This window comes from Paraburkholderia sejongensis (assembly GCF_020880815.1).
Classification (GTDB): domain Bacteria; phylum Pseudomonadota; class Gammaproteobacteria; order Burkholderiales; family Burkholderiaceae; genus Paraburkholderia; species Paraburkholderia sejongensis.
Genome location: NZ_JAJITD010000018.1, coordinates 132,980 through 146,970, shown reverse-complemented (window position 1 = coordinate 146,970; position 13,991 = coordinate 132,980). Strand labels below are relative to the sequence as shown.

Annotated in this window: 24 protein-coding genes; all 24 read left to right on the top strand. The window is 59.0% G+C overall.

All coding sequences use genetic code 11. The features are described from left to right. The first annotated feature begins 156 nt into the window (after positions 1-156). Positions 157-537: a 30S ribosomal protein S12 gene (rpsL, locus tag LJ656_RS28495; RefSeq protein ID WP_006053290.1), complete on the top strand. Its 381-nt coding sequence runs from the start codon at positions 157-159 to the stop codon at positions 535-537. Between the two features lie 181 nt (positions 538-718). Then, entirely contained in the window at positions 719-1,189 is a 471-nt protein-coding gene (gene rpsG, locus LJ656_RS28490; RefSeq protein WP_006053291.1) for a 30S ribosomal protein S7, read from the top strand. A 132-nt stretch (positions 1,190-1,321) separates the two neighbouring features. Further along, positions 1,322-3,424: an elongation factor G gene (gene fusA / locus LJ656_RS28485; RefSeq protein WP_230512836.1), complete on the top strand. Its 2,103-nt coding sequence runs from the start codon at positions 1,322-1,324 to the stop codon at positions 3,422-3,424. A 48-nt stretch (positions 3,425-3,472) separates the two neighbouring features. Further along, positions 3,473-4,663 (top strand): elongation factor Tu, encoded by a 1,191-nt coding sequence (gene tuf / locus LJ656_RS28480; protein ID WP_075303267.1) that lies wholly within the window; start codon positions 3,473-3,475, stop codon positions 4,661-4,663. Between the two features lie 127 nt (positions 4,664-4,790). After that, entirely contained in the window at positions 4,791-5,102 is a 312-nt protein-coding gene (rpsJ, locus tag LJ656_RS28475; protein ID WP_017777154.1) for a 30S ribosomal protein S10, read from the top strand. Between the two features lie 201 nt (positions 5,103-5,303). Beyond that, entirely contained in the window at positions 5,304-5,963 is a 660-nt protein-coding gene (rplC, locus tag LJ656_RS28470) for a 50S ribosomal protein L3 (RefSeq protein ID WP_230512835.1), read from the top strand. Next, the gene (rplD, locus tag LJ656_RS28465; protein WP_008923346.1) at positions 5,963-6,583 is read left to right on the top strand and encodes a 50S ribosomal protein L4; all 621 of its coding nucleotides are present in this window, start codon (positions 5,963-5,965) and stop codon (positions 6,581-6,583) included. Before rplC ends, rplD begins: the two co-directional genes overlap by 1 nt. Next, positions 6,580-6,894 (top strand): 50S ribosomal protein L23, encoded by a 315-nt coding sequence (gene rplW / locus LJ656_RS28460; protein ID WP_008923345.1) that lies wholly within the window; start codon positions 6,580-6,582, stop codon positions 6,892-6,894. Before rplD ends, rplW begins: the two co-directional genes overlap by 4 nt. Positions 6,895-6,896: 2 nt before the next feature. After that, positions 6,897-7,724, top strand: coding sequence for a 50S ribosomal protein L2 (gene rplB, locus LJ656_RS28455; RefSeq protein WP_230512834.1), 828 nt, complete (start codon positions 6,897-6,899; stop codon positions 7,722-7,724). A gap of 10 nt (positions 7,725-7,734) precedes the next feature. Next, a complete protein-coding gene (rpsS, locus tag LJ656_RS28450; protein WP_006998484.1) occupies positions 7,735-8,010 on the top strand; it encodes a 30S ribosomal protein S19 in 276 nt (91 codons plus the stop codon). 11 nt (positions 8,011-8,021) lie between these two features. Beyond that, on the top strand, positions 8,022-8,351 hold the full coding sequence (gene rplV, locus LJ656_RS28445) for a 50S ribosomal protein L22 (RefSeq protein ID WP_007730533.1): 330 nt from the start codon (positions 8,022-8,024) through the stop codon (positions 8,349-8,351). 11 nt (positions 8,352-8,362) lie between these two features. Then, positions 8,363-9,169 carry a 30S ribosomal protein S3 gene (gene rpsC / locus LJ656_RS28440; RefSeq protein ID WP_012434570.1) on the top strand — a complete coding sequence of 269 codons (807 nt, stop codon included), beginning with the start codon at positions 8,363-8,365 and terminating at the stop codon, positions 9,167-9,169. Positions 9,170-9,171: 2 nt separating this feature from the next. Next, entirely contained in the window at positions 9,172-9,588 is a 417-nt protein-coding gene (gene rplP / locus LJ656_RS28435; RefSeq protein ID WP_008923342.1) for a 50S ribosomal protein L16, read from the top strand. A gap of 10 nt (positions 9,589-9,598) precedes the next feature. Then, entirely contained in the window at positions 9,599-9,793 is a 195-nt protein-coding gene (rpmC, locus tag LJ656_RS28430) for a 50S ribosomal protein L29 (protein WP_007180130.1), read from the top strand. Further along, complete coding sequence (gene rpsQ, locus LJ656_RS28425) at positions 9,790-10,062, top strand: 30S ribosomal protein S17 (RefSeq protein ID WP_075303265.1); 273 nt, start codon at positions 9,790-9,792, stop codon at positions 10,060-10,062. The genes rpmC and rpsQ overlap by 4 nt, the downstream gene beginning before the upstream one ends. Positions 10,063-10,352: 290 nt before the next feature. After that, on the top strand, positions 10,353-10,721 hold the full coding sequence (gene rplN, locus LJ656_RS28420) for a 50S ribosomal protein L14 (RefSeq protein ID WP_006052212.1): 369 nt from the start codon (positions 10,353-10,355) through the stop codon (positions 10,719-10,721). Between the two features lie 9 nt (positions 10,722-10,730). Next, a complete protein-coding gene (gene rplX / locus LJ656_RS28415) occupies positions 10,731-11,039 on the top strand; it encodes a 50S ribosomal protein L24 (protein ID WP_008923340.1) in 309 nt (102 codons plus the stop codon). A 16-nt stretch (positions 11,040-11,055) separates the two neighbouring features. After that, the gene (gene rplE / locus LJ656_RS28410) at positions 11,056-11,595 is read left to right on the top strand and encodes a 50S ribosomal protein L5 (protein ID WP_008923339.1); all 540 of its coding nucleotides are present in this window, start codon (positions 11,056-11,058) and stop codon (positions 11,593-11,595) included. 7 nt (positions 11,596-11,602) lie between these two features. Further along, on the top strand, positions 11,603-11,908 hold the full coding sequence (gene rpsN, locus LJ656_RS28405; protein ID WP_006052215.1) for a 30S ribosomal protein S14: 306 nt from the start codon (positions 11,603-11,605) through the stop codon (positions 11,906-11,908). 14 nt (positions 11,909-11,922) lie between these two features. After that, on the top strand, positions 11,923-12,318 hold the full coding sequence (gene rpsH / locus LJ656_RS28400; RefSeq protein WP_006052216.1) for a 30S ribosomal protein S8: 396 nt from the start codon (positions 11,923-11,925) through the stop codon (positions 12,316-12,318). Positions 12,319-12,336: 18 nt separating this feature from the next. Next, the gene (gene rplF, locus LJ656_RS28395) at positions 12,337-12,867 is read left to right on the top strand and encodes a 50S ribosomal protein L6 (protein ID WP_075303263.1); all 531 of its coding nucleotides are present in this window, start codon (positions 12,337-12,339) and stop codon (positions 12,865-12,867) included. A gap of 12 nt (positions 12,868-12,879) precedes the next feature. Next, on the top strand, positions 12,880-13,245 hold the full coding sequence (gene rplR / locus LJ656_RS28390) for a 50S ribosomal protein L18 (protein ID WP_008923336.1): 366 nt from the start codon (positions 12,880-12,882) through the stop codon (positions 13,243-13,245). A gap of 14 nt (positions 13,246-13,259) precedes the next feature. Beyond that, a complete protein-coding gene (rpsE, locus tag LJ656_RS28385; RefSeq protein ID WP_075303262.1) occupies positions 13,260-13,778 on the top strand; it encodes a 30S ribosomal protein S5 in 519 nt (172 codons plus the stop codon). Between the two features lie 11 nt (positions 13,779-13,789). Continuing rightward, the gene (gene rpmD / locus LJ656_RS28380; protein WP_075303287.1) at positions 13,790-13,972 is read left to right on the top strand and encodes a 50S ribosomal protein L30; all 183 of its coding nucleotides are present in this window, start codon (positions 13,790-13,792) and stop codon (positions 13,970-13,972) included. The last annotated feature ends 19 nt before the right edge of the window (positions 13,973-13,991 follow it).

Below are 13,991 nucleotides of genomic sequence, written 5' to 3'. Positions count from 1 at the left end.
GTGTTTTCGGAATATTATGCTAGGTTCCGGTTCTTGGAATGCCTTCGCGCGGGTTTACTTCGCGTGCGAGCAGGCCGCCCGGAAGTTCGATGCGCAGGCGTTTCCGCTTTGCCCGGAAACAGATGCGTCGATTTTGTTCAATTTCAGGAATAAACAATGCCAACCATCAATCAACTGGTTCGCAAAGGCCGCACGTCGGAAACGACGAAGAGCAAGAGCCCGGCTTTGCAGGACTGCCCCCAGCGTCGCGGCGTGTGCACCCGTGTGTACACCACGACGCCGAAGAAGCCGAACTCGGCACTCCGTAAGGTTGCCAAGGTTCGTCTGACGAATGGCTTCGAAGTCATTTCGTACATCGGTGGTGAAGGCCACAACCTGCAGGAACACTCGGTCGTGCTGATTCGCGGCGGCCGTGTGAAGGACTTGCCGGGTGTGCGTTACCACATGGTTCGCGGCTCGCTGGATACCCAGGGCGTCAAGGATCGCAAGCAGGCTCGCTCGAAGTACGGCGCGAAGCGTGCCAAGGCTGGCAAGTAATTAGCCGGTCGGTCGTAGTTTCAGGTCGCCTGCAAAGGCGGTAATGGCGATGGTGCCGGAAGTGCCGGTGCTATCGAGTAAGTGGTCACCCGACCAGGCTGGTTAGTCTTACGGATGAATCGGGTTAGTTGGTGACCGCGGGGCCGTGAGTGGCTCCAACTGAAAAAGTAAAGGAAGAAACATGCCGCGTCGTCGCGAAGTCCCCAAGCGGGAAGTGTTGCCGGATCCGAAGTTCGGTAACGTTGATGTAGCAAAGTTCATGAACGTGCTGATGCTCTCCGGCAAGAAGTCGGTTGCCGAGCGTATCGTGTACGGCGCTTTCGAACAGATCCAGACCAAGGGTGGCAAGGACCCGCTGGAAGTGTTCACGGTGGCGCTCAACAACGTCAAGCCGGTGGTGGAAGTGAAGAGCCGCCGCGTTGGTGGTGCGAACTATCAGGTTCCGGTCGAAGTGCGCCCGTCGCGTCGTATGGCATTGGCGATGCGTTGGCTGCGTGAAGCCGCGAAGAAGCGCAGCGAGAAGTCGATGGCCCTGCGTCTGGCAGGTGAACTCTCCGAAGCGGCCGAAGGCCGTGGCGGCGCGATGAAGAAGCGCGACGAAGTTCACCGGATGGCAGAAGCCAACAAGGCGTTCTCGCACTTCCGTTTCTAAGCTACCCGACCCCGGGTTTAGCGGAAAAACGGAAAGAAATTCCGGGCGGGTGCGCTTCAACAGCGCCTCGCCCGTTTGTGTTACAGCGCGATGGGTACATCTCGCATCGCGTTATCCCAATAGAGGATCAAAGTGGCTCGCAAGACTCCTATCGAGCGCTACCGTAACATCGGTATTAGCGCTCACATCGACGCCGGCAAAACGACGACGACCGAGCGCATTCTGTTCTACACCGGCGTGAACCACAAGATTGGTGAAGTTCACGACGGCGCTGCCACCATGGACTGGATGGAGCAGGAACAGGAACGCGGCATCACCATCACTTCCGCTGCTACGACGGCATTCTGGAAGGGTATGGCTGGCGACCGCGCCGAGCACCGCATCAACATCATCGACACCCCGGGTCACGTCGACTTCACGATTGAAGTCGAGCGCTCGATGCGCGTGCTCGACGGTGCATGCATGGTCTACTGCGCAGTGGGCGGCGTGCAGCCCCAGTCGGAAACCGTGTGGCGCCAGGCTAACAAGTACAAGGTTCCCCGTCTCGCGTTCATCAACAAGATGGACCGTACCGGCGCGAACTTCTTCAAGGTTTACGACCAGCTCAAGCTGCGTCTGAAGGCGAACCCGGTTCCCGTCGTCGTGCCGATCGGCGCGGAAGAGAACTTCACGGGCGTCGTCGACCTGCTGAAGATGAAGGCGATCATTTGGGACGACGCGTCCCAGGGTACCAAGTTCTCGTACGAAGACATCCCGGCGGAACTCGTCGACTCGTGCAACGAATGGCGCGAGAAGATGGTCGAAGCTGCGGCTGAATCGAGCGAAGACTTGATGAACAAGTACCTCGAAGAAGGCGAGCTGACCGAAGCGGAAATCATCAAGGGTCTGCGCGACCGTACGATCGCTTGCGAAATCCAGCCGATGCTGTGCGGTACCGCGTTCAAGAACAAGGGCGTGCAGCGCATGCTGGACGCGGTTCTGGACTTCCTGCCGTCGCCGATCGACATTCCCCCGGTCACGGGCGAACTCGAAAACGGTGAGAAGGGCGAGCGCCGTGCATCCGACGACGAAAAGTTCTCGGCACTGGCATTCAAGATCATGACCGACCCGTTCGTCGGCCAGCTGATCTTCTTCCGTGTGTACTCGGGCGTCGTCAATTCGGGCGACACGGTGCTGAACGCGACCAAGGACAAGAAGGAACGTCTCGGCCGTATTCTGCAGATGCACGCGAACCAGCGCGAAGAAATCAAGGAAGTGCGCGCGGGCGACATCGCTGCGGCAGTTGGCCTGAAGGAAGCAACCACGGGCGACACGCTGTGCGATCCGCAAAACCCGATCGTGCTCGAACGCATGATTTTCCCGGAGCCGGTGATTTCGCAGGCTGTTGAGCCGAAGACGAAGCCCGACCAGGAAAAGATGGGTCTGGCGCTGAACCGTCTGGCACAGGAAGATCCGTCGTTCCGCGTTCAAACGGACGAAGAATCGGGCCAAACCATCATTTCGGGCATGGGCGAGCTCCACCTTGAAATTCTGGTTGACCGTATGAAGCGCGAATTCGGCGTGGAAGCAACGGTCGGCAAGCCGCAGGTTGCTTACCGCGAAACGATTCGTGGCAAGGCGGAAGACGTCGACGGCAAGTTCGTCAAGCAGTCGGGTGGTCGCGGCCAGTACGGTCACGCGGTCATTACGCTCGAGCCGAACGAGCAGGGCAAGGGCTACGAGTTCCTCGACGAGATCAAGGGCGGTGTGATTCCGCGTGAATACATCCCGGCAGTCGACAAGGGTATCCAGGAAACGCTGAAGGCAGGCGTGCTGGCAGGCTTCCCGGTCGTTGACGTGAAGGTTCACCTGACGTTCGGTTCGTACCACGACGTCGACTCGAACGAAAACGCGTTCCGCATGGCCGGTTCGATGGCGTTCAAGGAAGCAATGCGCAAGGCAAACCCGGTCATCCTCGAACCGATGATGGCTGTGGAAGTCGAAACGCCGGAAGACTACATGGGCAACGTGATGGGCGACCTGTCGGGCCGTCGCGGTATCGTCCAGGGCATGGACGACATGGTTGGCGGCGGCAAGATCGTTCGCGCCGAAGTGCCGCTGTCGGAAATGTTCGGCTACTCGACCTCGCTGCGTTCGCTGACCCAGGGTCGCGCCACGTACACGATGGAGTTCAAGCACTACGCTGAAGCTCCGCGCAACGTGTCGGAAGCGATCATCAACGCGAAGTCGAAGTAAGCGCGCGACAACGTCATTCAACGATTAACTTTCTGAAAGAAGAGAAACATGGCTAAAGGTAAATTCGAACGGACCAAGCCGCACGTGAACGTGGGCACGATCGGTCACGTTGACCACGGCAAGACCACGCTGACGGCAGCGATCACGACGGTTCTGACGCAGAAGTTCGGCGGCGAAGCGAAGGCATACGACCAGATCGACGCGGCGCCGGAAGAAAAGGCACGTGGTATCACGATCAACACCGCGCACGTCGAGTACGAAACGGCTAACCGCCACTACGCGCACGTTGACTGCCCGGGCCACGCCGACTACGTGAAGAACATGATCACGGGTGCAGCGCAGATGGACGGCGCAATCCTGGTGTGCTCGGCAGCAGACGGCCCGATGCCGCAAACGCGTGAGCACATCCTGCTGGCGCGTCAGGTTGGCGTTCCGTACATCATCGTGTTCCTGAACAAGTGCGACATGGTGGACGACGCTGAACTGCTGGAGCTGGTCGAGATGGAAGTTCGCGAACTTCTGTCGAAGTACGACTTCCCGGGCGACGACACGCCGATCATCAAGGGTTCGGCCAAGCTGGCGCTGGAAGGCGACAAGGGCGAACTGGGTGAAGTGGCGATCATGAACCTGGCCGACGCGCTGGACACGTACATCCCGACGCCGGAACGCGCGATCGACGGTTCGTTCCTGATGCCGGTGGAAGACGTGTTCTCGATCTCGGGTCGCGGCACGGTGGTGACGGGTCGCGTTGAGCGCGGCATCATCAAGGTCGGCGAAGAAATCGAAATCGTCGGTATCAAGGCGACGGTGAAGACGACCTGCACGGGCGTGGAAATGTTCCGCAAGCTGCTCGACCAGGGTCAGGCAGGCGACAACGTTGGTATCCTGCTGCGCGGCACGAAGCGTGAAGACGTGGAGCGTGGCCAGGTTCTGGCGAAGCCGGGTTCGATCAACCCGCACACGCACTTCACGGCTGAAGTGTACGTGCTGAGCAAGGACGAAGGCGGCCGCCACACGCCGTTCTTCAACAACTACCGTCCGCAGTTCTACTTCCGTACGACGGACGTGACGGGCTCGATCGAGTTGCCGAAGGACAAGGAAATGGTAATGCCGGGCGACAACGTGTCGATCACGGTTAAGCTGATCAACCCGATCGCGATGGAAGAAGGTCTGCGCTTCGCAATTCGCGAAGGCGGTCGTACGGTCGGCGCTGGTGTCGTCGCCAAGATCATCGAGTAAAATCGAGGGTTGCTGTTGCAGTATGTAGTGCCCGGGTCCGGGTACTCGCTCTCCGCGAGCTCCCGGACCTACGTTCTTTTACTAATCGGCGGTGCAATATCGCCTCGCTCTTTTCAAGGAATTCGTCATGCAGAACCAGAAAATCCGCATTCGCCTGAAGGCTTTCGACTATCGCCTGATCGACCAATCGGCTGCTGAAATCGTCGACACGGCAAAGCGGACTGGCGCAATCGTTCGTGGTCCGGTCCCGCTGCCGACCCGCATTCAGCGCTTCGACATCCTGCGTTCGCCGCACGTCAACAAGACCTCGCGCGACCAGCTCGAAATCCGTACGCACCTGCGCCTGATGGACATCGTCGACCCGACGGACAAGACCGTTGACGCGCTGATGAAGCTCGATTTGCCGGCTGGCGTGGACGTCGAAATCAAGCTGCAATAAGGCTTTCAGCCCTTGTCCGGTAAGCCGGACAGCGCTAAGTCATTGATTGCTTGCGGAAAACGAGAGGCCTTGCTACAATGGCGGGCTTTTCGCGCATTTGCGCAAAAAAGTCGGCGTGCTGCAGCATGATTTCATGCCCGAAACGGCGCCGGCATTTTGTAAATTAGCCCCGACCAATCGCAGTCGGGAATGGAGAAAACGATGAGCCTTGGACTCGTAGGTCGCAAGGTTGGCATGACCCGTATCTTCACGGCTGAAGGGGATTCGATTCCCGTCACCGTGCTGGACGTGTCCGACAACCGCGTGACGCAGATCAAGACTGTTGAAACCGACGGCTACACGGCCGTGCAGGTTGCTTTCGGTACGCGCCGTGCATCGCGCGTGACGAAGCCGTTGGCAGGTCATCTCGCCAAAGCTGGCGTTCAAGCCGGCGAAATCCTCAAAGAATTCACGATCGATGCCGCCAAGGCTGCCGAGTTGTCGAACGGCACCGTGGTTGGTACCGATCTGTTCGAAGTGGGCCAGAAGGTCGACGTGCAAGGCGTGTCGATCGGTAAGGGCTACGCCGGTACCATCAAGCGTTACAACTTCTCGTCTGGCCGTGCGACGCACGGTAACTCGCGCTCGCACAACGTGCCGGGCTCGATCGGTATGGCACAGGACCCGGGTCGCGTGTTCCCGGGTAAGCGCATGACCGGTCACATGGGTGACGAGAATGTAACGGTGCAAAACCTCGAAATCGCTCGTATCGACGCTGACCGCAATCTGCTGCTGGTCAAGGGCGCCGTTCCGGGTGCGAAGGGTGGCAAGGTATTCGTTACGCCGGCCGTGAAGACGCGTGCCGTGAAAGGAGCGAAATAATGGAACTTAAGCTCCTGAATGCCAATGGTCAGGAAGGTGCAGGCGTTAGCGCGTCGGACGTCGTGTTCGGCCGCGATTACAACGAAGCCCTGATTCACCAGGTGGTGGTTGCGTACCAGGCGAATGCCCGTAGCGGCAACCGCGCGCAGAAGGATCGTGAGCAGGTCAAGCACACGACCAAGAAGCCGTGGCGCCAGAAGGGTACGGGCCGCGCCCGTGCCGGTATGTCGTCGAGCCCGCTGTGGCGCGGCGGTGGCCGGATCTTCCCGAACTCGCCGGAAGAAAACTTTTCGCACAAGGTCAACAAGAAGATGCATCGCGCAGGTCTCTGCTCGATCTTCTCGCAGCTGGCCCGCGAAGGCCGCATCTCGGTGGTCGACGAGCTGACGCTCGAAGCGCCGAAGACCAAGCTGCTGGCCGAAAAATTCAAGGCGATGGGTCTCGACTCCGTGCTGGTGATCACCGACACGGTTGACGAAAACCTGTACCTCGCGTCGCGCAACCTCGCCCACGTGGCGGTTGTCGAGCCGCGTTACGCCGACCCGCTGTCGCTGATCTATTTCAAGAAAGTGCTGATCACGAAGGCTGCGGTCGCCCAGATCGAGGAGTTGCTGTCATGAGCGAGATTCGCAAGAACGATCATCGTTTGATGCAGGTCCTGCTCGCGCCGGTGGTCTCCGAGAAGGCGACGCTGGTTGCCGACAAGAACGAGCAGGTTGTGTTCGAAGTCGCGCCGGATGCCACGAAGCAGGAAGTTAAGGCTGCAGTCGAGCTGCTGTTCAAGGTGGAAGTCGATTCCGTCAACGTGCTGGTTGCGAAGGGCAAAGCCAAGCGCTTTGGCCGCTTCATGGGCAAGCGCAAGGACGTGAAGAAGGCGTACGTCTGCCTGAAGCCCGGCCAGGAAATCAACTTTGAAGCGGAGGCCAAGTAATCATGGCAATCGTGAAAGTTAAGCCGACTTCGCCGGGCCGCCGCGCGATGGTCAAGGTGGTCAATAAGGATCTGCACAAGGGCAAGCCGTTCGCGGCACTGCTCGACTCGCAGTCGACGACCGCCGGCCGTAACAACAACGGTCACATCACCACGCGTCACAAGGGTGGTGGTCACAAGCATCACTATCGTGTCGTCGATTTCCGTCGCACGAAAGATGGTATTCCGGCAAAGGTCGAGCGTCTCGAGTACGACCCGAACCGTAGCGCGAACATCGCGCTGGTTCTGTACGCAGACGGCGAGCGCCGTTACATCATCGCTCCGAAGGGTGTCAGCGTTGGTCAGCAACTGATGTCGGGTTCGGAAGCTCCGATCCGCGCAGGTAACACGCTGCCGATCCGCAACATTCCGGTCGGTACGACGATTCACTGCATCGAAATGCTGCCGGGCAAGGGCGCGCAAATGGCGCGTTCGGCTGGTACGTCGGCAATGCTGCTGGCTCGCGAAGGCGTCTACGCGCAGGTTCGTCTGCGTTCGGGCGAAATCCGCCGCGTTCACGTTGAGTGCCGCGCGACGATCGGTGAAGTGGGCAACGAAGAGCACAGCCTCCGTCAGATCGGTAAGGCTGGCGCGAACCGCTGGCGCGGCATCCGCCCGACGGTGCGTGGCGTTGCAATGAACCCGGTCGACCACCCGCACGGTGGTGGCGAAGGCAAGACTGCGGCTGGTCGCGATCCGGTGAGCCCGTGGGGCACGCCGGCGAAGGGCTATCGCACCCGCAGCAACAAGCGCACGACGAGCATGATCGTCCAGCGCCGTCACAAGCGTTAAGGAGTAGGCAATGGCACGTTCTATTAAGAAAGGTCCGTTCTGCGACGCCCATTTGCTGAAGAAGGTTGAGGCGGCTGCAGCATCGCGTGACAAGAAACCGATCAAGACCTGGTCGCGTCGCTCGACGATCCTGCCGGACTTCATCGGCCTGACGATCGCCGTTCACAACGGCCGTCAACACGTTCCGGTGTATGTCACGGAAAACATGGTCGGCCACAAGCTTGGCGAGTTCGCACTGACCCGTACGTTCAAGGGTCACGCGGCCGACAAGAAGGCCAAGAAATAAGGGGTATCAAGATGGAAGTGAAAGCAATTCATCGCGGTGCCCGCATCTCGGCGCAGAAAACGCGCCTTGTGGCTGACCAGATCCGCGGTTTGCCGGTCGACAAGGCGCTGAACGTTCTGACGTTCTCGCCGAAGAAGGCTGCGGGAATCGTGAAAAAGGTCGTGCTGTCGGCGATCGCGAATGCGGAGCACAACGAGGGTGCTGATATCGACGAGCTCAAGATCACGAGCATCTACGTCGATAAGGCAGCGTCGCTCAAGCGTTTTACCGCGCGCGCTAAAGGCCGCGGTAACCGCATCGAGAAGCAATCCTGTCACATCACTGTGACGGTCGGGAATTAAGGGGTCATACGATGGGACAGAAAATTCATCCGACTGGCTTCCGTTTGGCCGTCAGCCGCAATTGGGCTTCGCGTTGGTACGCGAACAACAACAATTTTGCGGCGATGTTGCAGGAAGACATCGGTGTTCGTGAATACCTGAAGAAGAAGTTGAAGAACGCGTCCGTCGGCCGCGTGGTGATCGAGCGTCCTGCAAAGAACGCACGTATCACGATTTTCAGCTCGCGTCCGGGTGTCGTGATCGGCAAAAAGGGTGAAGACATCGAACTGCTGAAGTCCGAGCTGCAAAAACGCATGGGCGTTCCGGTTCACGTCAACATCGAAGAAATTCGCAAGCCGGAAACCGACGCGCAGCTGATCGCTGATTCGATCACGCAGCAGCTCGAGCGCCGGATCATGTTCCGCCGCGCAATGAAGCGCGCGATGCAGAACGCGATGCGTCTGGGTGCTCAAGGCATCAAGATCATGAGCGCAGGCCGTCTGAACGGTATCGAAATCGCTCGTACGGAATGGTATCGCGAAGGTCGCGTGCCGCTTCATACGCTGCGCGCTGATATCGACTACGCGACGTCGGAAGCAAAGACGACGTACGGCATCATCGGCGTGAAGGTGTGGGTCTACAAGGGCGATACGCTCGGCCGCAACGACGCACCGGTGGTCGAAGAAGTCGCCGAAGAAAAGCGTCCGCGCCGCAACGCACGTCCGGGTGGCGATCGCCGTCCGCGTCGTGATGGTGAAGGTGGTGGCCCGGCAGGTGCACGCCGTGGCGCTCCTCGTCGTGCTGGCGGTGCCGGCGGCGACGGGAAGACTGGAGAATAACGATGCTGCAACCGAAACGCAGAAAGTATCGCAAAGAGCAGAAAGGTCGTAACACCGGCGTAGCTACCCGCGGCAACGCGGTGTCGTTCGGTGAATTCGGCCTGAAGGCTGTCGGTCGTGGTCGCCTGACGGCGCGCCAGATTGAAGCGGCGCGTCGTGCAATGACGCGTCACATCAAGCGTGGTGGCCGCATCTGGATCCGAATCTTCCCGGACAAGCCGATCTCGACGAAGCCGGCGGAAGTGCGTATGGGTAACGGTAAAGGTAACCCGGAGTACTACGTCGCTGAGATTCAACCGGGCAAGATGCTGTACGAAATGGACGGCGTAACCGAAGAACTGGCGCGCGAAGCGTTCCGTCTGGCTGCAGCGAAGCTGCCGCTGAAGACGACGTTTATCGTGCGTCAGCTCGGCGCCTAAGGAGCAAATGATGAAGGCTTCCGAACTTCACCAGAAAGACCAGGCCGCGCTCAACAAGGAGCTGTCGGACCTGCTGAAGGCGCAATTCGGCCTGCGCATGCAACTCGCGACCCAGCAGCTCACGAATACGAGCCAGCTGAAGAAGGTCCGTCGCGACATCGCACGTGTGCGGACCGTCCTGACTGAGAAGGCGAACCAGAAATGAACGATAGCGTAAAAACCTCGCTCAAGCGGACGCTGGTCGGCAAGGTCGTCAGCAACAAGATGGACAAGACGGTTACCGTGCTGGTCGAGCACCGCGTCAAGCACCCGATCTACGGCAAGTACGTTGTGCGTTCGAAGAAGTACCACGCGCACGACGACGCGAACACGTACAACGAGGGTGACCTCGTTGAAATCCAAGAAACCCGTCCGATTTCCAAGACGAAAGCCTGGGTTGTGGCTCGCCTGATCGAGGCCGCTCGCGTCATCTAAGGTCGCGAAGTAGTAGAAGTAGTTGAAATCGCAGTAGATTTCGCTTGCAAGACCGAGATTATTTGTTATAATCTCGGTCTTCCCTCTTTATGGGAGCCCCGTCGCGGGCGAAGTTGGTGGGGGAAGCGGTTCGGGCGCCAGCCTGTGCCGAAGGATTCACCGGATTGCGATGGCGGGTTTCGTTTGCCGTCGCTGCTGTTCTAACCCAAGCAGCCGATCGGCTGACGGGACCAAGACTGACCGGGAAGCACCATGGTGGTGTGACCGGATTAAGTTGGGAAAGATAAACCATGATCCAGACCGAAACTCGGCTTGAAGTAGCCGACAACACGGGTGCACGTGAAGTCATGTGCATCAAGGTGCTCGGCGGCTCGAAGCGTCGTTATGCCAGCATTGGCGACATCATCAAGGTGACTGTCAAAGAGGCAACGCCGCGCGGGCGCGTGAAGAAAGGCGAAATCTACAACGCCGTGGTGGTTCGCACCGCCAAGGGCGTGCGCCGTCAGGACGGCTCGCTGATCAAGTTCGACGGCAACGCAGCTGTGCTGCTCAATGCCAAGCTCGAACCGATCGGCACCCGTATTTTCGGGCCTGTCACGCGCGAGTTGCGTAGCGAACGATTCATGAAGATCGTTTCGCTGGCGCCAGAAGTGCTGTAAGGAGTCGCGATGAACAAGATTCGCAAGGGTGACGAAGTTATCGTCATCACCGGCAAAGATAAGGGCAAGCGTGGTGTCGTGCTGGCCGTCCATGGCGAAACGGTGACTGTCGAGGGTATCAATCTCGTCAAGAAACACGTCAAGCCGAACCCGATGAAGGGTACGACGGGCGGTGTGGAAGCCAAGACGATGCCGCTGCAAATTTCGAACGTCGCATTGGTCGACGCGAATGGCAAGCCATCGCGTGTAGGCATCAAGGTCGAAGGAGACAAGAAAGTCCGTTTCCTTAAGACGACCGGTGCCGTGCTGAGCGCCTGACGCTGCGGAGTAAAAAATGGCTCGTTTGCAAGAGTTTTACAAAGAAAAGGTTGTACCCGGCCTCATCGAGAAGTTCGGTTACAAGTCCGTGATGGAAGTGCCGCGCATCACCAAGATCACCCTGAACATGGGCCTTGGCGAAGCGGTTGCTGACAAGAAGATCATCGAAAACGCCGTTGGCGATCTGACGAAGATCGCAGGTCAGAAGCCGGTGATCACGAAGGCGCGCAAGGCAATTGCCGGCTTCAAGATCCGTCAAGGCTATCCGATCGGTGCAATGGTCACCTTGCGTGGCCAGGCTATGTACGAATTCCTCGACCGTTTCGTGACGGTTGCGCTCCCGCGGGTGCGTGACTTCCGTGGCGTTTCGGGCAAGGCGTTCGACGGTCGCGGCAACTACAACATCGGTGTGAAAGAGCAGATCATTTTCCCCGAAATCGATTACGACAAGATCGACGCACTGCGTGGGCTGAACATCAGCATCACGACGACTGCGAAGACCGACGACGAAGCAAAGGCTCTGCTCGCCAGCTTCAAGTTCCCGTTCAGAAACTGAGGTTACCGTGGCTAAACTGGCACTGATCGAACGTGAAAAGAAGCGTGCTCGCCTCGCTGCTAAGTACGCTCCCAAGCGTGCTGAACTGAAGGCGATCATTGGTGATATGAGCAAGTCGGACGAAGAGCACTACGCCGCACGTCTGGAACTGCAACAACTGCCGCGTAACTCCAATCCGACCCGTAAGCGCAACCGTTGCGCAATTACCGGTCGTCCGCGCGGTACGTTCCGTAAATTCGGGCTGGCGCGTAACAAGATTCGTGAAATCGCGTTCCGCGGCGAGATCCCTGGCCTGACCAAGGCGAGCTGGTAATAGGAGAAACATAAATGAGCATGAGTGATCCTATCGCCGATATGCTGACTCGCATCCGCAATGCGCAGATGGTCGAGAAAGTTTCGGTGACTATGCCCTCGTCGAAAGTCAAGGTTGCGATTGCGCAGGTCCTGAAGGACGAAGGTTATATCGACGATTTCGCAGTGAAGTCTGAAGGTGCGAAGTCGGAATTGAATATCGTGTTGAAGTATTACGCTGGCCGTCCGGTCATCGAGCGCATCGAACGCGTCTCGAAGCCTGGTCTGCGTGTGTACCGCGGCCGTAACGACATTCCCGTGGTCATGAATGGCCTCGGCGTGGCAATCGTGTCGACGCCGAAGGGCGTGATGACCGACCGCAAGGCACGTGCAACGGGCGTTGGCGGCGAAGTCATCTGCTACGTCGCTTAAGGCCGAAAGGAGAGAAACATGTCTCGAGTAGGTAAAAGCCCGATCGCGCTGCAGGGCGCGGAAGTGGCCCTGAGCGGCGACAGCATCACGGTCAAGGGCCCGCTGGGTACGATTTCGCAGGCTGCTAACAGCCTCGTGAAAGTGGTGAACGACAATGGCACGCTGAAGTTCGAGCCGGTCGACGAAAGCCGCGAAGCGAATGCGATGTCGGGCACGATGCGCGCACTGGTTGCGAACATGGTGCACGGCGTGACGAAGGGTTTCGAGCGCAAGCTGACGCTGGTTGGCGTTGGTTACCGCGCACAGGCGCAAGGCGACAAGCTGAACCTGTCGCTGGGTTTCTCGCACCCGGTGGTGCACCAGATGCCGGAAGGCGTCAAGGCTGAAACCCCGTCGCAAACCGAAATTCTGATCAAGGGGATCAACAAGCAACAAGTCGGCCAAGTCGCGGCAGAAGTGCGCGGCTACCGTCCGCCGGAGCCCTACAAGGGCAAGGGCGTGCGTTACGCTGACGAGGTTGTGATCCTCAAAGAAACGAAGAAGAAGTAAGGGTGCGCAATCATGGATAAGACTCAATCTCGCCTGCGCCGCGCTCGTCAGACGCGTATCAAGATCGCTGAATTGCAGGTCGCGCGTCTCGCCGTGCATCGCACGAACACGCACATCTATGCGCAAGTGTTCTCGCCGTGCGGCACCAAGGTGCTGGCCAGCGCGTCGACGCTCGAAGCCGAAGTGCGTGCTCAACTGGCTGATCAATCGGGCAAGGGCGGCAACGTCGCTGCTGCGACCCTGATCGGCAAGCGCATTGCAGAAAAGGCTAAGGCTGCCGGCATCGAATCCGTCGCCTTCGACCGTTCGGGTTTCCGTTACCACGGCCGCGTGAAAGCGCTGGCTGATGCGGCGCGTGAAGCCGGACTCAAGTTCTAAGGGAAGAATTCGTCATGGCAAAGATGCAAGCTAAAGTTCAGGCTGACGAACGCGACGACGGCCTTCGTGAAAAGATGATCGCGGTCAACCGCGTGACCAAGGTCGTGAAGGGTGGCCGTATTCTCGGCTTCGCTGCACTGACCGTGGTCGGCGACGGTGATGGCCGCGTCGGTATGGGCAAGGGCAAGGCGAAGGAAGTGCCGGTTGCTGTCCAGAAGGCAATGGAGCAGGCTCGCCGCAACATGTTCAAGGTGCCGCTGAAGAACGGTACTCTGCAACATGAAGTGCACGGTAAGCACGGCGCTTCGACGGTCCTCCTCGCTCCGGCGAAGGACGGTACCGGCGTGATCGCTGGCGGCCCGATGCGCGCAGTGTTCGACGTGATGGGCGTGCAGAACGTCGTGGCCAAGAGCCACGGTTCGACGAACCCGTACAACCTCGTTCGTGCGACGCTCGACGGCCTGCGCAAGCAGTCCACGCCGGCCGACATCGCTGCGAAGCGCGGCAAGTCCGTCGAAGAAATTCTGGGCTAAAGGTGGACACCATGTCTGATAAAACTGTCAAGATCCAGCTCGTCAAGAGCCTGATCGGCACCCGTGAATCGCACCGTGCAACGGTGCGTGGCCTGGGCCTGCGCCGACTCAACTCGGTTAGCGAGTTGCAGGACACGCCGGCTGTGCGCGGCATGATCAACAAGGTTTCGTACCTCGTTAAGGTCATCGGCTAAGCGGCTGACCAGGACTCAA